Genomic DNA, 21901 nt, shown 5'->3' on the forward strand with positions numbered 1-21901 from the left:
TGCAATACAAAAATCAACCTTCGGTTACGTTGCCGATGATCTAACTACAAATGACATGAGACACCTGCCGCGCGCAGCCGAAACTCCGGAAATAGGGGTCGAGGGATTATCTCGACCCACGCTGCGGGCTGGCCATTTTGGCCGTCTTATTCGAACACAAACGCCAACCGCTTGCCCGTCAGCTTCGCCAGTTGCTGCAAGCGTCCGTCCAGACGCTCGCCGGCGAAGTCGCAATAGGCGTGCGGCACCACGAATTCCAGATCCAGATCCGGATTGGTGGATTTGCGGAATTTCAGGTGATCGACGACACCCGGCATCGAGGCCGAGAAGAGGTAAACCACACGCAGCAGGCCGCCAAGCAACTTGCCGAGTTCCAGCAGGCGGTCTCCCGCCATGGCGGCAAGCGGCTGCGTGGTGCCGTTGTCGTTCAGCCCTTCGAAGCGGTAATAATTGGCAAGCGCGATATAGGCGCGGCCCGGATGGGTGATCGCCACGAAGGACGAATGGGCGATGATGTTGAGCGCCTGCAGGCCGCGATAATCCGGATGCGCCCGCCAGCTGATATCGGCAAGAAGGCAGGCGGCCTGCCGGTAACGGCTTTCCTCTTCCGTCTCCTCGATGCCGAAGACCGGGAAGGTGCGGCCGCTCCAGTCCGCCAGTTCGCGCGCATGTTCGGGCGAACGGGCGCGCAGAATGGCAAGTTCGTCGGCCGTGACCAGCAGCGGGTCGGTATCTCGTTCCGCTTCCGTCAGCAGCGAATAAAGATAGCCTTCGCGCACGCCCTGCGCCGAAAAGGCGATCGTTGACGGCTTCATCGCCTTCAGAACTTCGCGCATGGCGATGGCGCCAAATGGCAGAAGCGAACGGCGGTTCTTGGAGACCGCCTGCCAGGCCGGATCCTTGCTGTCCCTGGAGACGATGACTTCTTCCAGAAAATTCAGCATTTCCGCCAGCGGCAATTCATAACCCTGCATCATGTGCAGCGGATAACCGGTGATTTCCATGTGCAGCTTGGCGATGTTTCGCCAGGTGCCGCCCACGGCATAAAAGGTGCGCCCTTCGCCCGCTGCCAGCAGCTTTGCGAAGGATTTGACGTGCTTGCGGGCAATGGTGGTCGCCTTTTCCAATGAGCCGTCCGATTGCTCCGACAGGCGAAGGCCGCCAAGCGGCAGGGTGATGCCCTCGCCGCAGCTCTTGCCCTTGATGTCGATGAGTTCGAGCGAACCGCCGCCCAGGTCGCCGGCAATACCATCAGGATCGTGGAAACCGCTGATCACGCCATAGGCGGAATAGAGCGCTTCCTTTTCCCCGGAAAGCACTTCGACCTCGCAGCCGAGAATGGCTTCCGCTTCACGGATGAAATCCGGGCCGTTTTCCGCTTCACGCGCTGCCGCTGTCGCCAGCACGTAGAGTTTTTGCGCCTGTGCCTGCTCGGAAAGCGCATGGAAGCGACGCAGGGCCATCAAAGCCCGGCTAACGCCTTCCTCATGCATGCGGCCCGTGAGGGCCAGTCCCTTGCCAAGACCGCAAAGGACCTTTTCGTTGAACAGCACGGCGGGCGCGCGGGAAAGACCTTCATATACGACGAGACGAACGGAGTTCGAACCAATATCTATGACGGAAACGGGGGCAAGGCCGGTCAGCCGCCCCTGTGCTTCTGATCGAGTCATTCAGCCTGTTTCTTGCGGGACGAAATCAACCCGGCAATCAATTTGGGCGCACTGGATTTCAGGGCTTCACCACGTCCGGAAAGGCTGGGATTGGTCATGAAATAGTGCTGCGCGTTGAACGGTTCTTCGCCTTTACGCACCTCAATGCGCCTCGACGTTCCGTCCGCAAGTATCTCGTAGCTCTGCTGGTTGTCAATGAGATTGCCCAGCATAATCTGTGAAAGAACCTGCTCGTGCACGGTTGGATTGGTGAGCGGTACCAGCGTTTCGACACGGCGATCGAGGTTACGCGGCATCATGTCGGCCGAACCGATATAGACCAGCGCCTTGTCGGACGGCAGGCCGAAACCATTGCCAAAGCAGAAGATTCGGCTGTGCTCGAGGAAGCGGCCGACGATCGATTTGACGCGGATATTGTCCGACAGACCCGCCACCTGCGGGCGCAGGCAGCAAATGCCGCGCACGACGAGATCGATCTCAACGCCCGCAGCACTGGCGCGGTAAAGCGTATCGATGATTTCAGGATCGACCAGCGAGTTCATCTTCATCCAGATCGCCGCCGGCGCACCGCGCTTGGCGTGCTCGATCTCTTCATTGATGTGCTTCACGATGCGCGCACGCAGCGTATAGGGCGAAATGGCGAGCTTCATGCCCTCTTCCGGTTCGCCGTAACCCGTGATGAAATTGAAGATATTCGCCATGTCGTGAGCGATCTTCGGGTTGCAGGTGAAGAAGGACAGGTCGGTGTAAATCTTGGCCGTGATCGGGTGATAGTTGCCGGTGCCGAGGTGGCAATAGGTTCTGAGCTTGCCGTCTTCACGGCGCACCACCATCGACATCTTGGCATGGGTCTTGAGTTCGATGAAGCCGAACACCACCTGCACGCCGGCGCGTTCGAGGTCGCGCGCCCAGCGGATGTTCGCCTCTTCGTCGAAGCGCGCCTTCAGTTCCACCAGCGCGGTCACGGATTTGCCGGCTTCCGCAGCATCGATCAGCGCGCGAACGATCGGGCTGTCGTTGGAGGTGCGGTAAAGCGTCTGTTTGATGGCAAGCACGTCGGGGTCGCGCGCAGCCTGCAACAGGAACTGCACAACCACGTCAAAGCTTTCATAGGGGTGGTGAACCACCATGTCCTTTTCGCGGATGGCGGCGAGGCAATCGCCGGCATGTTCGCGCACACGCTCGGGGAAACGGGCGTTGTAAGGCTCGAATTTCAGGTCGTCGCGCGGCGCACGGACAATTTCCGAAATGGTGTTGAGCGCGAGAAGGCCGGGCAGAACGGCGACGCGATTATCCGGAACGCCAAGCTCGTGCACCACGAACTGACGCAGCGACTGCGGCATTTCGCTGTCGGTCTCGATACGGATCACCGAACCGCGGCGGCGGCGCTTCAGCGCGCTTTCGAAGAAACGGACCAGATCTTCCGCCTCTTCTTCCACCTCGATATCGCTGTCACGGATGATGCGGAAAGTACCGAATCCACGGACCGTATAGCCCGGATAAAGCCGGTGAATGAACAGGCCGACCACATCTTCAAGCGTGATGTAGCGGATGGCGTTTTTCTCATCAGGCAAACGAACGAAGCGGTCGAGCGCGGTCGGAAGACGCAACAGCGCCGTCATCGGCTCGCGGCCGTTGACGCTGTCGAGCTGCAGGCCCATCGAGAAGCCGAGGTTCGGAATGAAGGGGAACGGGTGCGCAGGGTCGATGGACAGCGGCGTCAGCACCGGGAAGATACGCTCTTCGAATTCCGTGCCCAGCCAGGTCCGATCCGCTTCGGAGAGTGCGGCAGGCCGGACGATGAAGATTTCTTCCTTGGCAAGATATTGCTGCAGAACGGCGAGCGAAGCCTGCTGCTCCATCTGCAGATTGTCGATTTCCTTCAGGATGTCTTCCAGCTGCTCGGCCGGCGTCTTGCCATCAGGCGTGCGGACCGTGATCTTCTGGCGCACCTGGCCCTCAAGGCCGGCGACGCGGACCATGAAGAATTCATCGAGATTGGCGGCAGAGATGGATAGAAAACGCAGCCGCTCCAGCAGCGGGTGATCCGTGTTCAGCGTTTCTTCGAGAACACGGCGGTTGAACTGGAGCCAGGAGAATTCGCGGTTGACGAAACGCGCGGGGCTGTCCCAGAGGGTATCGCCCTCGGTCGCCGGCTGAACCTTGTTGAAGTCTTCCTGCACGATAGCGTCCATGTCCTGTTCCATCCCCTGACCTTCCGTCCCGTGATCCTGCTGCATCCCGTGATCGTCCTTCTTGCCCGTATAACAGTTTGACGACGGAACTGTGACAGTCAATCGACCTCCAGTCCGTCACCCGTTGTTCCGTCGCCCATCGTGTTGAGGACTTCCGCCGCCAGCGGACGGGTTATCCTTGTTCCACGCGCCAGTGCCAGCCTGTCGATCCGGTCCACGATCGTCTGCGCCGTATCGAGCGAACGCTCCATTCTGTTGACGATGTAGCCTATGAGTTTGTCATCCATATAAAGCTGCCGGTCGGCGAAGAGTTTCACCAGCACCTGCGCCAGAAGCCCCTCATCCGGTTCGCCTGTTTCCACCACCGTCACGGCTTTCAGGCGCGAGCGCAGATCCGGCAGCGTCACCGGCCATGCGGCCGGCCATTGCCGGCTGGTCATCAAAAGCGTGGTGCCGTGCTGGCGCACGCTGTTGATGACATGGAAGAGTTCGGTGTCGTCGAAACCGCGGCGGTCGGCATCCTCGAACAGAACCGGTCCGGTTCCGGCAAGACGCGCGGCGTCGGCACCTGCCTGCGGGTGGATATCCCGCGCGCTGCTGATGTTTTTCCAGATATTGGCGAGATGCGATTTTCCCGAACCCGGCGGCCCGGCCAGAACCACCACGGGCGATGGCCAGTTCGGCCATTCATCCACAAGGCTCACGGCCGCTTCAAGCGAGGCGGACACAAGAAGGTCGTCCCTGCCGGAAGCGGACTGGTGCGAGAATGCGAGCGGCAGCTGCTCGGCCTTCGACCGGGCGTTGTCGGTTTTGATTTGGTCAGTCATCGTCAGCCCTGAGAGTCAACCTTGCCGGAGGAGGTTTCCTGTTCTTCCCAGGGAAGGTTGGCGGCGTGCCCATGGTAAAGATCGCTTTCAAGATACCGCGACAATGCAAAGCGGACAAGCACGCCAACGGCTGCCGCCGCCGGCACGGCGATCATAAGGCCAACGAAACCGAAAAGGGCGCCGAAGGCGAACAGGGCGAACATCAGCCACACCGGATGCAGGCCGACGCTTTTGCCGACGAGCTTCGGCTGCAGGATGTTGCCTTCGATGAACTGGCCGGAAAAGAACACGGCGAGCGTCAGGAACACATAGATATAGTCCGGCCAGAACTGCACGATGGCGACACCGACGGCAAGGATGAGACCAACCATGGAGCCGATATAGGGAATGAAGCTGATGAGGCCGGAGAAAAGGCCGATCAGCAGTCCGAAATTAAGCCCGACGAGCGACAGGCCAACGGCATAATACACGCCCAGAATGAGGCAGAGCGACCCCTGCCCGCGCACGAAACCAGCGATCGTCTTGTCCATCTCGCGGGCGATCTGCCGAACGGTATGCACGTAATCGCGTGGTATCCAGCTATCGACCTTGTCGATCATCCGGTCCCAGTCGAGCAGCAGGTAGAAGGCGACGACGGGCGTAACGACCAGCAGCGACATGACATCGACCAGCGATTTGCCGGAATTCCATATCTGCGTCAAAAGCGTGCCGATGAAGCCTGCACCTTCGGTCAGCAGCTTGGAGAAATTCTCCTTCACGGCGTCGATCTGGTTGCTCACCCAATCCGGCAGGAGGTTGGTATCCGCACCGGCGATAAGCTGCTGCAATGACGAGATATATTGCGGGATGCGCGTGATGAACTCCGAGGCCTGAGCGGCGATCAGCGGAATGATGATGATGAGCGACAGCGCAAAAATCAGCACGAAGGAGACGAGGATGACGACGGTTGCCATCAACCGGCTGAGGCCGCGCCGTTCCAGCCAGTCGGCCACCGGATCGAGAAAATAGGCAAGCGCCATACCGGCCACGAAAGGCAGCAGAATGGAGCTGAAGACCATCAGGAAAAGGACAAAGACGGCGAGCACGCCGATCCAGAAAAACACCTGTCGGCGCAGGTTCATTCCACTCACATGGGGTTGCATCCGTTCATCCTCTTGTCGCCGTGCCGTCATCGCCCATCATGGAGATAGGATGTGCATATGCACATGGTCAAGGCCGGTGGCCCGGCAGCGGTCAGCAGGGGTTGCCCGAGGAAGCGCGACGGGGAAGAGTTTCCGAGTCTCTGCCGAGCATATCACCACAAAGAGACACGGGGCAAACAAGGCATCAAACCGTCGTAAAGCCGTTAAAAACCGGAGCCTTTGCCACTCAAACCCTTGCATCAGGCCCCGTCCCGTGCGAATGGCGACGCCAAAGGAACCAGCGGAGACGAGAGCCATGAGCCAGTCGGGCAAGAACGGTCTTACCTATAGTGATGCAGGTGTGGATATCGACGCCGGCAATCTGATGGTCGAAAAGATCAAACCGGCGGTGCGCTCGACGCGTCGTCCCGGCGCGGATGGCGAAATCGGCGGCTTCGGCGGCCTGTTCGATCTGAAGGCCGCTGGCTTCACCGATCCGGTTCTGGTCGCAGCCAATGACGGCGTCGGCACCAAGCTGAAGATCGCCATCGACGCTGACTACCATGACACCGTCGGCATCGACCTCGTTGCCATGTGCGTCAACGATCTCGTCGTGCAGGGCGCAGAACCGCTGTTCTTCCTCGATTATTTCGCAACCGGCAAGTTGGACCCCGACCAGGGTGCGGCTATCGTTTCCGGCATTGCCGCCGGTTGCCGCGAATCCGGCTGCGCGCTGATCGGTGGCGAGACCGCTGAAATGCCCGGCATGTATTCCGATGGCGACTACGATCTCGCTGGCTTTGCCGTGGGTGCTGCCGAACGTGGCCAGCTTCTGCCCGCCGGTGATATTTCCGAAGGCGACGTCATTCTCGGGCTTTCCTCCTCCGGCGTTCATTCGAACGGTTTCTCGCTGGTGCGCAAGATCGTTTCGCTCTCCGGTCTTGGCTGGGACGCTCCTGCCCCCTTTGCCGATGGCAAGAAGCTCGGCGAAGCGCTGCTGACGCCGACCCGCATCTATGTGAAGCCGCTTTTGAAGGCAATCCGCGAAACCGGCGCGCTGAAGGCGCTGGCCCACATTACCGGCGGCGGCTTCCCCGAGAATATTCCGCGCGTTCTGCCGAAGCATCTCGCCGCCGAGATCGATCTCGATGCGATCAAGGTTCCGGCCGTCTTCTCGTGGCTCGCAAAAACAGGCGGCGTCGAAGCCAAAGAAATGCTGCGCACCTTCAATTGCGGCGTCGGCATGATCGTCGTCGTTTCGGCTGAAAATGCCGGCAAGGTTACCGACGCCCTGACGGCGGAAGGTGAGACCGTATTCCCGCTCGGCCGCATGGTCGCCCGCGAAGAGGGCGCGCACGGCACGATCTACAAGGGCACTCTCGGCCTATGATGAGCGCTGCCTTCTCGTCTGGCCGCAAACGCGTCGTCGTTTTCATCTCCGGCGGCGGCTCCAATATGGTGTCGCTGGCCAAGGCCTGTCAGGCGCCGGAGTTTCCGGCTGAAATCGTCTGCGTGATTTCGGACAAGGCGTCAGCTGGCGGGCTTGAGAAGGCGCGGGATTTCGGTATTCCGACGCTGGTTTTCGAGCGCAAGACCTATGCCAGCAAGGCTGAGCACGAGGGCGCCATTCTGGCCGCACTTGGCGAGATCGCGCCTGACATCATCTGCCTTGCCGGTTACATGCGGCTGATCTCGGGGGATTTCATTGCCCCCTATGAAGGCCGCATCATCAATATCCACCCTTCCCTGCTGCCGCTTTTCCCTGGCCTGCACACCCATCAGCGCGCCATCGACAGCGGCATGAAGATTTCCGGCTGCACCGTGCATTTCGTCACCGAAGGCATGGACGAAGGCCCGACGATCGCGCAGGGCGCGGTGCCGGTTCTTTCCGACGACACGGCCGAGACGCTGGCGGCGCGACTATTGACTGTCGAGCACCAACTTTACCCGCTGGCCCTCAAGCAACTTGCTGAAGGCAAGGTGCGGATGGAAGGTGGCAAAACCGTCTCCACCAATACTGCAAGTAAATCCGAGTATTTCAGCTTGATTTCTGCCGACTGATAAAGAAATTCCTAAAGTACAACAGTACTTAAAATGGTATTTTACGCAAAATAAACCAATCATTTACCATAATCACCCTTAATGCCCGCAACGGCCCCGCATTTCGGGCCCTCCGGTCATTCAGGAGCGATTATGCTATTTTCGAGGTTTTCCCTGCCGCTTTCGGCCATTTTATTGATGAGCAGCAGCCTTCCGCTCGCCGCCGAACAGAGCGGCATCACAGCGTCGCTGGATGCAGGTGTTCTCAATCTCAGGGCGACGGAAACCGTCCATATCGGTAATCGCAAATTAAGCGAACTCGAATGGGAAACCAAAAATGCCATGGCGTTGCGCGGCTCACTCGGGCTTGAGCTTGCACCCGGCTGGCGGGTGAAGGCGGAAGGGCGGGTCGGCTTCGAAGGCGATGGTTACATGACCGACTATGATTGGAAGGCGCCTTTTTCCAGGGACACGTCCAAAAACAACTGGAGCCACCGCTCCCAACATGACGATACGCGGCTTGATCACTATTTTTCGGGAAGCTTCGAACTCAATCGCATGCTGCTGGACGACCCCCAGCAATATCTCAGCGCCGGCTTGGGTTTTCGCTACACGGATGTGCAATGGTCGGCCTATGGCGGCAGCGCCGTCTACAGCCTTTTCTCTCCAAGGGATTTGCGTGGAAGATTCAAGGATGACGAGAAAGTCATCACCTACCGTCAGCAAATCCCGGTTTTTTACGGCAATCTGACCGGCGGCCAGAGGTTCGGCAACTGGTCACTCAATGCCGGCCTGGAGGGCGGCGCGATGGTTTTTGCCAAGGCGACGGACGACCATTGGCTGCGCGACATGCGCTTCACCGACAAATTCGACGTTGCCGGCATGTTCGGGGTAAAGGCGGGCGTTGCCTATGACCTGACCGAGAACACCTCAATCTATCTCGACGGCTCTTACGAATATACCAGCCTCGGACGTGGAGACACCCACTACAGCGGTGCCGGCGCCGGAAACCTCTCATCGGAGAAGAATGCCGGCGGCGGCGACTTGCAGTCGATTTTCGTGGGGGCTGGCGTCAAGGGGAAGTTCTGATGCCGCGTGCGCCCCGCTGTTCTTGAAAATGGCCGCGCCTTCAAAAAAGGCGCGGCTTCTATTTATCGGGCATGCATCAACTGTCAGCCCTTAAAACCAGTCCTGTTGCCAGACGTAGTCCCGATAGGCCCAGGGCGGCGAATTGACCAGAGCTGACTTGGAATAGATCTTCTGCAGTTCGGCACCGAAGGTCGAGACACCGGGAACGAGGCCGACTTCCCATTGGAAATGCCACCATTCGGCGCCGAGATAATCGCCGCCCTTCTCGAAGGCGGCGCGCGCCCGGATCGGCTTGAAGCCGTTCTTGGCAAAAAGCGCTGTCAGATCGAGGAAATGGCCCGTGACCGGCACGCCTTTGCTCCGGCTCTTGTTGGTCACGACATCCGTAATCGTCTGCTGAGGCGGCAGCGCGCCTTTTTCGGCCCTCTCCTGCCAGCAGCGGGCGTAAACATTGTAACGCCGCTCGCTCACCCGCTGAACCACGTATGCATCCGCTGCCGGATCCTGCATGCCGCTCCAGATGAAGAGATCGAGCGCCCGGCCGGAATAGTGGAACGAGGTGGCGCTGCGGTTCTTGTTGACCGTGGCGTATAAATCGCGAATGCCACCAGAGGACGTCATCAATCCGCCCTGACGATGAACCTCGTCACTGACCTGCCGGTAAGCGGACATAACATCGTTACGCAGCCTGACCTTCAGATAGCCATCGTCTTTACCGAACTTGAAGCCGTCTGTGGCACAACTCTCTAGGCCGTAGCCCGCAGGCGTTCCAAGCGAAAGCGGTGACGACAATTCCCGCTGCCGTGTCTCGAACGCTTTTTCCAGTGCGGCGAGCGTCACCGGACCAACGCGACCGTCTTCATAGAGACTGCTATCTGCCTGAAAAGAAAGAACCGCATCTTCGGTATCGGCACCGAAGATGCCGTCCGTCTCGAGGCCGTCATAGTCGGACGAGGCCGATTTACGCCCCGCAAAATGCAGGAAATTCAGTATTTCCTGTATCGCCTGCACCGCGCTACCGCGCGAACCCTTCTCCAAAATCATAGTCAGCCCTCAGCCGTTTGCGAACCTATGTTCAGCAAACCTACTTGGGTTGAAAAAAGAATCAACAGCAATCTTTAATTGAATTTCAAGTAATTTAGAGTATACTTACGTATAATCTCCTCATCACGAGCAAGCATTCAACGGGAAAGTCTGTCCCGGTTCAACATCGCCCATTGCAATAGAATGATCGTCTTGGAATCGGTGATTTCGCCAGACGCGATCATCGCAACGGCTTCGTCGAGGCCGTAGGTCAGGACTTCCAGATCCTCGCCTTCGGTCTCCAGCCCGCCGCCGCTGCCGGCCTGTACGTCGAGATCGATACTGGCGACAAACAGGCTGACTTTTTCGGTCAGCGTTCCGGGGCTTGCATACATGTCGAACAGATATTCGACCTTCTCGACCGCGTAACCGGATTCCTCCATCGCCTCACGGCGAATGGCATCGGCTGCGTTGTCGTCATCGAGAAGACCCGCCGGCACTTCGATCATGAAGCTTGGATCACCGTTCACGAAGACGGCGGGGCGGAACTGGCGCACCATCACCACGCTATCGCGTTTGGCATCGTAAAGCAGGATGGCGGCGGCGCTGCCGTGGTCGTGGACTTCCCGCACGATGCGGATCGTCTTGCCATCCGGCATGCGCTGATCGAAAACGAGCTTCTGCATATGCACGAAGCCCTTCCACACCGTTTCTTTTTCCACCAGTCGGACCCTGCCGGTATCAGTATCGGCCGGAGCGTTTTTCGCTTGCGTCTGTGTCACCGGATATTCCCTTGCCTGTCGTGGAAGTTTTCAACCTGGCCCTGTTGCGGTGCAATATCAAGCCTCGCTGGCTTGATCGTCGCGGTGGAGCCACACCTTGTTGTCGTGGAAAGCCGCGCCGCCATAGGGGGCAACGGCATCGGCACCGGTCAGCACGTTGATGCCCTCGCCGTCCAGATGCGCCTTGTTGGGCCACAACCCCTCGGCAACCAGAACGCCGGGTCTGGCGCCCTCCACGATTTTCGCATGGAGGCGGACTTCGCCGCGGCCGTTGCCGATACGCACGATGTCACCATCGGCGATACCCTTGCGGTTGGCATCTTCGGGACAGATCATCAGTTCCGGACGGCCTTCCTTCTGCACGGAGGTTTTCGTTTCCGCGAAGGTGGAGTTCAGGAAGTTGCGCGCCGGCGATGTCGCCAACCGGAAGGGATGGTCGCCGTCGGCGGTTTCGATGACATCGACCTGATCCGGGAACTTCGGAAATTGCGAAACCGGTCCCATCACGCCAATGTTTTTCGGCGGTTTGTTCGGAGATGGCCCCGTCGCCCATTCGGGGCTGAAACGGAATTTTCCGTCGCCATAGCCGAAGCCTTCGAGATAATGCGCCACCTCGAAAGCGGGCTGCGCATCGATCCATTTTTCTTCCGCCAGCGTATCGAAATCACCCCAGCCGCTGACTTTCAGCATGCGGTCAACGTGGTCGCGGGCGGAAAGGCCAAAGCCCGGCATATGATCGATACCGAGACGTTTCGCCAGTTCTTCGATGACGAAGAGGTTGGTGCGCACCGTATCCGGCGGCTCCACCAGTTTGGGGCCAAGCAGAATGTGGTTCTGGCCGCCGGCGCGGTAGATGTCGTCATGTTCGAGGAACATGGTGGCCGGCAGCACGATATCGGCCAGCTCAGCCGTTTCGGTCATGAATTGCTCATGCACGGCGACAAAAAGATCGTCGCGCAGGAAACCTTGCTTCACCAGCCGCTGCTCGGGTGCGACATTGACGGGGTTGGTGTTCTGGATGAGCAGTGCCGTCACCGGGCCGCCGTGCCGCAGCGCTTCGGCATCCCCCGTCAGCACACGGCCGATCTGGGACTGGTCGAGCTGGCGCACATCGGGGTCGGCATAGGCCGTTCCCATCAGTTCCGCCTTATTGAGCCGGAAGATATCGCCATTGTTGTGGAAGGCGCCGCCGCCCTCATATTGCCAGGAGCCGAGCACCGTCGCGATAGAAAGAGCAGCATGCATGGCGACGGCGCCATTGCGCTGGCGGGCAAAACCATAACCCAGCCGGAAGAAGGTCTTTTTCGTCGTACCGACCAACCTTGCGAAATCCTCGATCTCGTCAACCGAAAGACCGGTGATTTCGGAAGCCCATTGCGGCGTCTTTGTCTTCAGATGCGCTTCCAGCCCGGCCGGATCGTCGGCAAAGCGCGCCATGTAATCGCGATCGGCGTAACCGTCACGGAAGGCGATGTGCATGATGGCGCAGGCGAGCGCTGCATCGGTGCCGGGGCGCACGACGATGCGCATATCCGCCTGTTTCATGGTCGGATTGTCGTAGATATCAACGACGACGATCTTTGCGCCGCGTTCCTTGCGGGCCTTGACCGCATGGGTCATGACATTGACCTGCGTGGCGACCGCATTGGTGCCCCAGATGACCACAACATCGGCCTTGGCGATCTCGCGCGGATCGGGACCGCGGAGAGCCCCCGTGCCCATCACGTAACCCGTCCAGGCCATGTTGGTGCAGATAGATCCGAAAAAGCCGGAATATTTCTTGGCATGGCGCAGGCGCTCGATGGAATCGCGCTGCACCTGCCCCATGGTTCCGGCGTAGAAATACGGCCAGATGGCCTCGGCGCCGTGCCGGGCTTCCGCCTTGACGAAAGCGTCGGCGACCTCGTCCAGCGCCGCTTCCCAGGAAATCTCCTGCCAGTCGCCGGCACCTTTCGCGCCCTTGCGGCGCTTCGGGGTCAAAAGACGGCCGGGATGATAGATGCGCTCGGAATAACGCGCCACCTTGGCGCAGATGACGCCAGCGGTGTATGTATTGGCATTGGCGCCGCGCACACGGCCAATGCGGCCATCGGCATTGATGTCGACTTCCAGCGCGCAGGCGCTCGGACAGTCGTGCGGACAGACCGTGTGGCCGATGCGCGTGGCACCTTCGGCCTTCGGGGTGGCGTTTTTAGTGGAAATCGGGGTCGCAACGTTCATGTCTTTTCTATATTGCATCAGCGATGCGGCAAAAAGGCCGAAGTGACGTCCATCAAGAATATTCATCATCACCATCGGCAAGCGAGACACATCCATGAACTATCGCCACATCTACCACGCCGGCAATTTCGCGGATGTTCTCAAACACGCCGTTCTCGCCCGCCTCGTCCGTTACCTGCAAAACAAGGACAAGGCATTTCGCGTGCTGGACACCCACGCCGGCATCGGCCTTTACGACCTCTCCTCTGAAGAGGCGCAAAAGACAGGCGAATGGCAGACCGGCATCGGCAAGCTAATGGAGGCGGACCTGCCCGCTCCCATCGCCGAATTGCTGGAGCCCTATCTTTCCGCCGTCAGTGAACTTAATCCAGATGGCGGCATGCAATTCTACCCCGGCTCGCCGAAACTCGCGCGCATGTTGTTCCGCCCGCAGGACCGGCTTTCGGCCATGGAACTGCATCCGGACGACGCACGCGCCTTGTCACGCCTGTTCGAGGGGGATTATCAGGCTCGCGTGACGGAGCTGGATGGCTGGCTGTCACTCGGCGCGCATCTGCCGCCGAAGGAAAAGCGCGGCCTCATCCTCGTTGATCCGCCTTTCGAGCTTGAAAACGAATATCAGCGGCTGGCCGATGGCTTGAACAAAGCCTATCGGCGGTTTTCCACCGGCACCTATTGCCTGTGGTATCCGTTGAAAAAGGGTGCTCCGATCCGGGATTTCCACGAGCGGCTGCAATCTTTCGACATTCCAAAGATGCTGTGTGCGGAACTGTCCGTCAAAAGCGACCGGCTTGAAGGCTTGAGCGGCTCCGGCCTCATCGTCGTCAACCCGCCCTATACGCTGAAGGACGAGCTACACACGCTGCTGCCGTTCCTGAAGACTGTCATGGCGCAGGACAGATACGCCTCACACCGCGCCTTCTGGCTGCGTGGCGAGGAGAAGCCGGAAGAGGATTGAGGTTTTACCCCGCCCCTTCTCTCTTCTGCGCCTGCGCAAGCTGTGATCGCTCAAAGAACAGGATCACGAACAGGGCCATGATGAACGGAATGATGAGGTAGAACAGCCGGAATACCAGCAGCGCCGCAATCACGTCGGCAGGGTTCATATCCGGAAGGCCGGTGACGAAGACCAGTTCCAGCACGCCAAGCCCGCCCGGCGCATGTGAAATCAGCGCCGCCGAAAAGGAAATCAGGAAAATCCCGAGAATGATCATGAAGCCGGGATTTCCGGCTTCCGGCAGCGCGAAATAGATGATGCCTGCCGCCCCGATCAGCTCGATCGGACCGATGACCAGCTGCTGCGCCACCAGTTTCGGTACCGGATAGGGCAGGAAAAACGAGCGGATTTTCAGCGGCCTCAGCTTCAGCAGACTGCCGAGCACGTAAAGTGCGACGACAACAAGCAGCAGGATGCCGGTGGTCGTCGATGCCTCGACGGGTAGGATGCCGGTGAAGCGCTCGGTAATATCAGGTTCGTAAAGCAGCACCAGACCAATCAGCATGATCGTGCCGATGATGAAGGTGAAGGAGCAAAGGCCGACGAGAACACCGACTTCGGCAGCGCTCAATCCCTTGGACGTATAGGCCCGGTATCGCACCACGGCGCCGGAAAATACGGATGCGCCGACATTGTGGGAAAGCGCATAGGTGGTGAAGGAGGTGAGCGTGATGAAGAACCAGTTCACCTTGCGGCCGAGATGCTGGAGAGCGATGCGGTCGTAACCGGCAAGGGCAGCATAGGCCACAAGCGTCGACAGGCCGGAACACATCCAGTCCCGCGCGCGGATGGCGGTGAGACTTTCCCAGAGATCATCGAGTGAAAGCCCTCGCAGCTCGTGATAGAGCAACCAGGCCGAAAAACCGATCGTCGCCAGACCAATGACCGGCCAGATGTATTTCTTCAATGTCATGCGGTCATGCCCGCCTATTTCCTCCGGCCTCACCCCAACCCGATTTCCGCTTCCGCAGAAGATTCGGTCGACTCTATTCGTTATGCGGCGAAGCTTTCAACCTTTTCATCGAAGATTGCCCGTTTGCCCCGTTCACAAGTTGATGTAAGACCGGATCGTCGTCTTTCGGCGATATGAGATTGTTCATTTTCCGGAGAGCGTGCACGGAATGAAGCGTTATGCCGGTTTCATCGCCTTCGGTCTTCTGTCGCTTGCGGCCCTGTGGTTCTCGCAGGAAATCCCAGCCCCGACCGGTTCTGCCACCAGCCGGCAGACGCAATCGCAAACGCAGCCCGCCGGCAACTCCAGGCCGGACACGTCCCAGCCGGGAATTCCCCGGCGCGATGCGGGCAAAAACCCCATGCCCGCCGGAACGGGCTTCGATTTTTACGTTCTTTCCCTGTCGTGGTCACCGGCGTTCTGCGCCAGTTCGGAAGGCTCCGGCAATCGCCAGCAATGCGGCAGCGACAGGCGTTACGGCTTCGTCGTTCACGGGCTTTGGCCACAGAACGAAAACGGCTATCCCGAATTCTGTACGAGCAGCGAGCCGGACCGTGTGCCCGAGGCTATCGGCCGCACGATGCTCGACATCATGCCGTCCATGGGCCTGATCGGCCACGAGTGGCGCAAACACGGCGCCTGCTCCGGTCTTTCGCAGAAGGATTATTTCTCGACAGTCCGATCCGCTTTCGAGGCAGTCAGGCTGCCGGAGAAGATTGCCTCGGGTGCTGAAAGTGCGCCCCTTTCCGCCGACGCCATCGAAACCGCCTTTACCGACGCCAATCCTGGCTTGTCGAAACGCGGGGTCTCGATTAGCTGCGACGGGAAGCGCCTGGAGGAAGTCCGCATCTGCCTCAACAAGGACATGACATTCCGCGACTGCCCGGAGCTTGACCGCAAGGGTTGCCGCGCCAGCGCCACCGAAATCGTCCCCATACGCTAACACTCACACGCCAACATACGTCAGGACCCGACTATGGAACTGCTTTATTCCGTCACTTCCCCCTACTCCGCCAAGGTGCGCATGGCCGCCCGCCATCTCGGCATCGACATTACCAATGTAACAGTCGACACCAATGCCGAACCCGCAACGCTTACGGACAACAATCCGCTCGGCAAAATTCCGGTCCTGCTTTTGGACGATGGCGGCTCGGTCTATGACAGCGTCGCGATCATGCACTATCTCGACCGTCTTTCGGGCGGCAAACTCTACCCGAAAAAGAACGGCAAGCGCACGGAAGCGGAAATTCTGGAAGCGCTCTGCGACGGCATCATGGATTGCCTGCTGGCCATCGTTTACGAGCGCCGCTCCCGTCCTGAAGACAAGGTCCACCAGCCATGGATCGACAAGCAGTGGAAAAAGGCCGTGAAGGGCCTCGATCATCTCAATGCCAACCTGCCGAAAACCGGCAAGAAGTTGCATGGCGGCCATTTCGCCCTTGCGGCACTGATCGGTTATCTCGACCTGCGTTTTGCCGGCGAATGGGCTGAGGGCCACGAGGCGCTGGCGCAATGGCCGGAGACATTCGGCAAGCGCTTCGAAGCCTATACGGAAATGAAGGCCGCCGCCTGACGCGAATGCGAGAACGATGCCCGGCCTGATCGCCGGGCATTGATGTGGTCGCGAATTGCAAAAACAAAAAAAGCCGGGGCGTAAACCCCGGCTTTTCCTTTACCGATCCTTGAAGGATCAGAACTTGACGCCGATACCGGCCTTGACGGAGTGGTCGTCGAAGCCGCGCGAGAACGCGCCGGAGTCCAGGCTGTAGTCCTTCTTCTGGTAGTCGCTGTAGCGATATTCCAGACGGGCAGTGATGTTGTCCGTAACCATGGCTTCAACGCCGGCACCGACGGTGTAACCGAGGGCGGTTGCGCTGTCCTTGGAGGTCGCGTCACGTACCTTGTTGTCGGAGGCTGCGAGACCAGCCGTACCGTAGAGCAGGAACGGGTTCATGTCGTAACCGACGCGGGCACGCAGCGAGCCGTTGACGCCCTGCTTGCCTTCGACGGCGTTGCCGCCAACCGTACCAGCGGAACCGCGTTCACGGCCGAGGTTTACGTCTGCTTCGGCACCGTAAACGATCTGGCCGTTCTGCCAGTTGTAACCGCCGTAGATACCGCCGCCGGCGCCCTTGGCGTCACGACCGTCGTTGCTGGAGCTGAAACGGCCCCAATCGTAGTTGGCCGTACCACCGAGGTAAGCGCCGGTCCAGTTCTTGACCGGAGCGGGCTGGTCGTAGGCGACCGGTGCCTGCGGCACGTCGTTTACGGCGTCAGCAGCGTGAGCAGCCGAGAAACCGGCAGCTGCAATGGTCGAAGCCATAAGGGTTGCTACGAAAATACGCATGTTATTCTCCTTTCAGGACCGCGCCGTACTCAAAACATTGTTTTTAGACGCGGTAAAAATCGTCGGGTTAATCGCCCCTCTGGAAACTGAATTTGATGGGAGAATGCGGAGATCAAAGAGCCAAAATGTGAATTGTTTGGGGCAGAGGCGTGACTAGAATTAGACGTTGCCTAATTGCCACAAGGGTTTTATTAACCCTACCGGAAACTTAATTTCCAATAGATCGAATTTAAACTTAGTTTTATTCAAATTAAATTGAAATTACATTGTGAGTAAAAACAGACACAATTCTTTTACCGTCAACGGACAGCTTGCGATTTGCGTTTATATCCAGCAAATAGGGCGTGTATGAGCAAATGCAGGTCCGCTGTGAAAGAAAATATACCGAAGACAGTCTTGATAACGGGTGCCGCCCGGCGGCTCGGGCGGGCGATCGCTACGGATTTGGCCTCCCATGGCTTTGCGATTGCTGTGCACGCCAATGCCTCGATGGCGCAAGCCGAGGAATTCGCTAACGAAATAAGGCAAAAAGGTGGCAGAGCCGTTGCCGTTCAGGCGGACCTGACACAATCATCGCCGACGATGGCGCTTGTCGAACAGGCGTCTTCCGCTCTCGGCCCCATCGGCGTCGTCGTCAACAATGCGTCCATCTTTCTCGACGATTCGGCGGAAACACCCGATCCAGCGATCTTCGACGCGCATTTTTCCGTGCATGTCCGGGCGCCATCCCTCATTGCGGCCGCCTTCGTCCAGCAATTGCCGCAGGATAAATCCGGGCTGATCGTCAACGTCATCGATCAGCGCGTGCTTGCGCTCACGCCGCGTTTTTACTCCTATACGCTGTCGAAATCCGCCCTTTGGACCGCGACGCGAACCATGGCGCAGAGCTTTGCGCCGCGGGTACGGGTCAACGCCATCGGACCGGGGCCTTCCTTCAAAAGCGAAAGACAGGCGCCGGAGGACTTTCAGGCGCAGATCGACGGCCTTATATTAAAGCGTGGTCCGGAACCCGACGAGTTCGGGCGGACGATTCGCTTTCTTTTCGACACGCCGTCGATCACCGGACAAATGATCGCGCTCGACGGCGGCCAGCATCTTGGCTGGGAAACCCCTGATGTGGCGGAGATAACTGAATGAACGGAAAGAAGCTGCCTGACGGCGGTATTCTGTTCGATGAGACCGATGATGAAGACGACGACGCCAGCCTTGCCGCAACAGATGCGACAGAGGCCCCGCGCGACGTCGTCGGCATGGACTGGAATGCCGGCTGGAAAAACAGATCCGGCCTAAAGGGCATGGATCTGATCGGCGAATTCGTCAAACACCTGCCGAACTCGCCGGGTGTCTACCGCATGTTCAACGAGGCGAACGACGTTCTCTACGTCGGCAAGGCGCGCTCGCTGAAGAAGCGTGTCGGCAACTATGCGCAGGGCCGGGTGCATTCCAACCGCATCGCCCAGATGGTGCGGCTGACCGCCCATATGGAATTCGTCACCACCCGCACGGAGACAGAGGCGCTTCTGCTGGAAGCGGATCTCATCAAACGCTTGCGGCCGCGCTTTAATGTGCTTTTGCGTGACGACAAGTCGTTTCCCTATATTCTTATCACCGCCGATAACCGTGCGCCGGCGATCTTCAAGCACCGGGGTGCGAGAGCGCGCAAGGGCGATTATTTCGGGCCATTCGCCTCTGCCGGCGCCGTGGGGCGCACGATTAATTCGCTGCAACGCGCCTTCTTGATCCGCACCTGCACCGACAGCGTGTTCGAGACCCGCACACGACCCTGTCTTCTTTACCAGATCAAGCGCTGTTCCGGCCCCTGCACGCATGAGGTCAGCGATCAGGGGTATGCGGAACTCGTCAAGGAAGCCAAGGATTTCCTGTCCGGCAAGAGCCAGAGCGTCAAGACCGCAATCGCGCGGCAGATGAACGAGGCGGCCGAGGATCTCGATTTCGAGCGCGCCGCCGTTTATCGCGACCGGCTGGCTGCGCTTTCCCACGTCCAGAGCCATCAGGGAATCAATCCCGCCGGCATCGAAGAGGCGGATGTCTTCGCCATTCATCACGAAGGCGGCATATCCTGCATTCAGGTATTCTTTTTCCGCACCGGGCAGAACTGGGGAAACCGCGCGTATTTCCCGAAGGCGGACCCGTCCCTGCCCGGCTCAGAAATCCTCAATGCGTTTCTGGCACAGTTTTACGACGACAAGCCCGTGCCGAAGCAAATCCTGCTGTCCGAAACGGTGGAGGAACAGGAACTGCTGGCCGCTGCTCTCGGTGAAAAAGCGGGACACAAGGTGACGATCAGCGTGCCGCAGCGCGGCGAGAAGAAAGACATTACCGACCATGTTCTTGCCAATGCGCGCGAGGCGCATGGCCGCAAGCTGGCGGAAACATCCTCGCAGGCGCGGTTACTGAAGGGTTTTGCGGAGACCTTCGGCCTTCCCTATGTGCCGCGCCGGATCGAGATTTACGACAACTCGCACATCATGGGCACCAATGCCGTGGGCGGCATGGTGGTGGCGGGGCCGGAAGGCTTCGTCAAGAACCAATACCGCAAGTTCAACATCAAATCGACCGACATCACCCCCGGTGACGACTTCGGCATGATGCGCGAGGTGATGACCCGTCGTTTCTCGCGCCTGTTGAAAGATGAGGGTAAGCCCAACCGCGAGCAGACGCTGGCGCCGACACCGGAGGAAGCCGCCGACATGCCTTTCCCCGCCTGGCCGGATGTGATCCTGATCGACGGTGGTCAGGGACAGATGACGGCGGTGCGCGCCATTCTCGATGAACTCGACATTCGCGACAGCGTCATCGCCATCGGTGTGGCCAAGGGTGTGGACCGCGAGGCGGGCCGTGAACGTTTCTTCGCGGATGGCCGCAGCGATTTTTCCCTGCCGCCGCGTGATCCCGTGCTTTATTTCATCCAGCGCATGCGCGACGAAGCGCACCGTTTCGCCATCGGCTCGCACCGGGCGCGGCGCAAGAAGGAAATGGTACGCAATCCGCTGGATGAAATCTCGGAGATCGGCCCCGGACGCAAGCGCTCGCTGCTGCAGCATTTCGGGACTGCGAAGGCGGTTTCCCGTGCCGGTCTCAACGATCTGATGAACGTCAGCGGCATTTCCGAAGCGGTAGCGCGGCAAATCTACAATCACTTCCACGAGAGTGGTGGCGATTGACGCCGCGCTGTCGTGACGAACTGCTAAAAAAACATAATAACGTGTTGACCCTATGCGTCAGGGGCGGCATCAAGGCAGCTTATCCAGACTGACAGGTTTCCCATGGCTTCGCGCGCATACAATATTCCCAATCTCCTCACCTATGCCCGCATATTGGCGGTTCCTGTCATCGTTTTGTGTTTTTACGTCGAAGGAAAACTGGAAAGCTCGGATTTTGCGCGCTGGACCGCGCTCTGGCTGTTCATCATCGCCTCGCTGACCGATTTTCTCGATGGTTATCTGGCGCGTATCTGGAACCAGACCTCCAATATCGGCCGCATGCTGGACCCGATTGCCGACAAGCTGCTGGTGGCTTCCGTACTGCTGCTGATGGCCGCTGACGGTACCATTGCCGGCTGGTCGCTCTGGGCCGCCATCACCATTCTCTGCCGCGAAATTCTGGTCTCGGGCCTGCGCGAATATCTGGCGGCGCTGAAGGTCAGCGTTCCCGTTACCCGCATCGCCAAATGGAAGACCACCATCCAGATGGTTGCCATCGCCTTTCTGCTTGCCGGTCCTGCGGGCGACAAGGTTCTGCCCTACACGACCGAGATGGGAATTACGCTTCTCTGGCTCGCCGCGGCACTCACCATGTATACCGGCTATGATTACTTCAAGGCAGGTCTCAAGCACATCGTGGACGAAGAATGATGGCGCGGATCGTTTATTTCGCCTGGGTTCGCGAAAAGATCGGTACGGCAGAAGAGGAGCTGGACATCCCCTCCTCCGTGACGACGGCCGGCGAGTTGATCGCCTATCTTTCGACCCGTGGCGAAAATTACGAAGCTGCATTTGAATTCCCCGATGTCATTCGCGTTGCCGTCAATCAGGAACATGTCGAACATGACGAGAGCATTGCCGGGGCGCGCGAAATCGGCATCTTTCCGCCGATGACCGGGGGATGAGCGGATGCAGCCAGCCGTCAAGCCGACAATCCGGGTGCAGGCACAGGATTTCGACGCCGCGGAAGAAACCCGCAGGCTGACGGAAGGCGACAGGAGCATCGGCGCGGTTGTGGCTTTCACCGGGCTTTGCCGTGATGATGGCGGCACGCTGGCGGCGCTGGAACTCGAACATTATCCCGGTATGGCGGAAGCGGAAATGACCCGCATTGCCGAACTCGCCATTGAACGTTTCGCCCTTCTTGGCCTCACCGCCATCCATCGCCACGGCAAGATCGCCACCGGCGAAAATATCGTCCTCGTCATCGCCGCTTCCAGCCACCGGCAGGCCGCCTTCGACGGCGCCAATTTCATGATGGACTACCTCAAGACATCCGCCCCGTTCTGGAAGAAGGAACACGGCAAGGATGGCACGACGGGTGACTGGGTTGCGGCAAAGGCGACCGACGACACGGCCAGGGACAAGTGGCGGTAACGCTTCGTCTTTCCTCGCATTTACTGACGGAAAACCG

General features: G+C 59.1%; 20 protein-coding genes. 11 read left to right on the forward strand and 9 right to left on the reverse strand.

Annotated features, from left to right (window positions below; translation table 11 throughout):
- Positions 1-146: 146 nt before the first annotated feature.
- From ppx to RBH10_RS17185, 4 genes are all read right to left on the reverse strand, one after another.
- Complete coding sequence (gene ppx / locus RBH10_RS17170) at positions 147-1670, reverse strand: exopolyphosphatase (RefSeq protein WP_045015865.1); 1524 nt, start codon at positions 1668-1670, stop codon at positions 147-149.
- Positions 1667-3877 (reverse strand): RNA degradosome polyphosphate kinase, encoded by a 2211-nt coding sequence (locus RBH10_RS17175; protein ID WP_370953812.1) that lies wholly within the window; start codon positions 3875-3877, stop codon positions 1667-1669. The genes ppx and RBH10_RS17175 overlap by 4 nt, the downstream gene beginning before the upstream one ends.
- Positions 3878-3963: 86 nt before the next feature.
- Positions 3964-4692, reverse strand: a complete 729-nt coding sequence (hdaA, locus tag RBH10_RS17180; RefSeq protein ID WP_281036390.1) for a DnaA regulatory inactivator HdaA — start codon at positions 4690-4692, stop codon at positions 3964-3966.
- Between the two features lie 2 nt (positions 4693-4694).
- Positions 4695-5834 carry an AI-2E family transporter gene (locus RBH10_RS17185; RefSeq protein ID WP_045015862.1) on the reverse strand — a complete coding sequence of 380 codons (1140 nt, stop codon included), beginning with the start codon at positions 5832-5834 and terminating at the stop codon, positions 4695-4697.
- Positions 5835-6129: 295 nt separating this feature from the next.
- On the opposite strand from RBH10_RS17185, the gene purM reads away from it, so the two are divergent.
- The 3 genes from purM to RBH10_RS17200 all read left to right on the forward strand — a co-directional run bounded on the left by purM (position 6130) and on the right by RBH10_RS17200 (position 8942).
- A complete protein-coding gene (purM, locus tag RBH10_RS17190; RefSeq protein WP_281036389.1) occupies positions 6130-7203 on the forward strand; it encodes a phosphoribosylformylglycinamidine cyclo-ligase in 1074 nt (357 codons plus the stop codon).
- Complete coding sequence (gene purN, locus RBH10_RS17195; protein WP_281036388.1) at positions 7200-7874, forward strand: phosphoribosylglycinamide formyltransferase; 675 nt, start codon at positions 7200-7202, stop codon at positions 7872-7874. Before purM ends, purN begins: the two co-directional genes overlap by 4 nt.
- Before the next feature lie 132 nt (positions 7875-8006).
- Positions 8007-8942 carry an omptin family outer membrane protease gene (locus RBH10_RS17200; protein WP_281036387.1) on the forward strand — a complete coding sequence of 312 codons (936 nt, stop codon included), beginning with the start codon at positions 8007-8009 and terminating at the stop codon, positions 8940-8942.
- A 90-nt stretch (positions 8943-9032) separates the two neighbouring features.
- Here the strand turns inward: RBH10_RS17200 and RBH10_RS17205 are convergent, their stop codons facing one another.
- From RBH10_RS17205 to RBH10_RS17215, 3 genes are all read right to left on the reverse strand, one after another.
- Positions 9033-9986, reverse strand: coding sequence for a peptidoglycan-binding protein (locus tag RBH10_RS17205; RefSeq protein WP_281036386.1), 954 nt, complete (start codon positions 9984-9986; stop codon positions 9033-9035).
- A 137-nt stretch (positions 9987-10123) separates the two neighbouring features.
- Positions 10124-10747, reverse strand: a complete 624-nt coding sequence (locus RBH10_RS17210) for an NUDIX domain-containing protein (protein ID WP_281036385.1) — start codon at positions 10745-10747, stop codon at positions 10124-10126.
- A 57-nt stretch (positions 10748-10804) separates the two neighbouring features.
- Positions 10805-13033, reverse strand: coding sequence for a molybdopterin-dependent oxidoreductase (locus RBH10_RS17215; RefSeq protein ID WP_281037360.1), 2229 nt, complete (start codon positions 13031-13033; stop codon positions 10805-10807).
- 28 nt (positions 13034-13061) lie between these two features.
- On the opposite strand from RBH10_RS17215, the gene RBH10_RS17220 reads away from it, so the two are divergent.
- Positions 13062-13925: a 23S rRNA (adenine(2030)-N(6))-methyltransferase RlmJ gene (locus RBH10_RS17220; RefSeq protein ID WP_281036384.1), complete on the forward strand. Its 864-nt coding sequence runs from the start codon at positions 13062-13064 to the stop codon at positions 13923-13925.
- A gap of 4 nt (positions 13926-13929) precedes the next feature.
- Here RBH10_RS17220 and RBH10_RS17225 read toward each other — a convergent pair whose 3' ends face one another.
- The gene (locus tag RBH10_RS17225) at positions 13930-14877 is read right to left on the reverse strand and encodes a lysylphosphatidylglycerol synthase domain-containing protein (protein WP_281036383.1); all 948 of its coding nucleotides are present in this window, start codon (positions 14875-14877) and stop codon (positions 13930-13932) included.
- A 208-nt stretch (positions 14878-15085) separates the two neighbouring features.
- Here RBH10_RS17225 and RBH10_RS17230 point away from each other — a divergent pair, with 208 nt between their 5' ends.
- A complete protein-coding gene (locus tag RBH10_RS17230; protein ID WP_281036382.1) occupies positions 15086-15859 on the forward strand; it encodes a ribonuclease in 774 nt (257 codons plus the stop codon).
- Between the two features lie 33 nt (positions 15860-15892).
- Positions 15893-16489, forward strand: coding sequence for a glutathione S-transferase (locus tag RBH10_RS17235; protein ID WP_281036381.1), 597 nt, complete (start codon positions 15893-15895; stop codon positions 16487-16489).
- A gap of 117 nt (positions 16490-16606) precedes the next feature.
- Here RBH10_RS17235 and RBH10_RS17240 read toward each other — a convergent pair whose 3' ends face one another.
- Entirely contained in the window at positions 16607-17263 is a 657-nt protein-coding gene (locus tag RBH10_RS17240; RefSeq protein ID WP_045015853.1) for an outer membrane protein, read from the reverse strand.
- A 348-nt stretch (positions 17264-17611) separates the two neighbouring features.
- Between RBH10_RS17240 and RBH10_RS17245 the strand changes: the two genes are divergently transcribed.
- The 5 genes from RBH10_RS17245 to RBH10_RS17265 all read left to right on the forward strand — a co-directional run bounded on the left by RBH10_RS17245 (position 17612) and on the right by RBH10_RS17265 (position 21864).
- Positions 17612-18400 (forward strand): SDR family oxidoreductase, encoded by a 789-nt coding sequence (locus RBH10_RS17245; RefSeq protein WP_281036380.1) that lies wholly within the window; start codon positions 17612-17614, stop codon positions 18398-18400.
- The gene (gene uvrC / locus RBH10_RS17250) at positions 18397-20448 is read left to right on the forward strand and encodes an excinuclease ABC subunit UvrC (protein WP_306180722.1); all 2052 of its coding nucleotides are present in this window, start codon (positions 18397-18399) and stop codon (positions 20446-20448) included. The genes RBH10_RS17245 and uvrC overlap by 4 nt, the downstream gene beginning before the upstream one ends.
- Positions 20449-20550: 102 nt before the next feature.
- Positions 20551-21138 carry a CDP-diacylglycerol--glycerol-3-phosphate 3-phosphatidyltransferase gene (pgsA, locus tag RBH10_RS17255; protein WP_045015850.1) on the forward strand — a complete coding sequence of 196 codons (588 nt, stop codon included), beginning with the start codon at positions 20551-20553 and terminating at the stop codon, positions 21136-21138.
- Positions 21138-21392 (forward strand): molybdopterin converting factor subunit 1, encoded by a 255-nt coding sequence (gene moaD, locus RBH10_RS17260; RefSeq protein ID WP_045015849.1) that lies wholly within the window; start codon positions 21138-21140, stop codon positions 21390-21392. The genes pgsA and moaD overlap by 1 nt, the downstream gene beginning before the upstream one ends.
- 4 nt (positions 21393-21396) lie before the next feature.
- Entirely contained in the window at positions 21397-21864 is a 468-nt protein-coding gene (locus tag RBH10_RS17265; protein WP_281036378.1) for a molybdenum cofactor biosynthesis protein MoaE, read from the forward strand.
- Positions 21865-21901 lie beyond the last annotated feature (37 nt).

Source organism: Rhizobium sp. AN73 (assembly GCF_030757975.1).
Taxonomy (GTDB): Bacteria; Pseudomonadota; Alphaproteobacteria; order Rhizobiales; family Rhizobiaceae; genus Agrobacterium; species Agrobacterium arsenijevicii.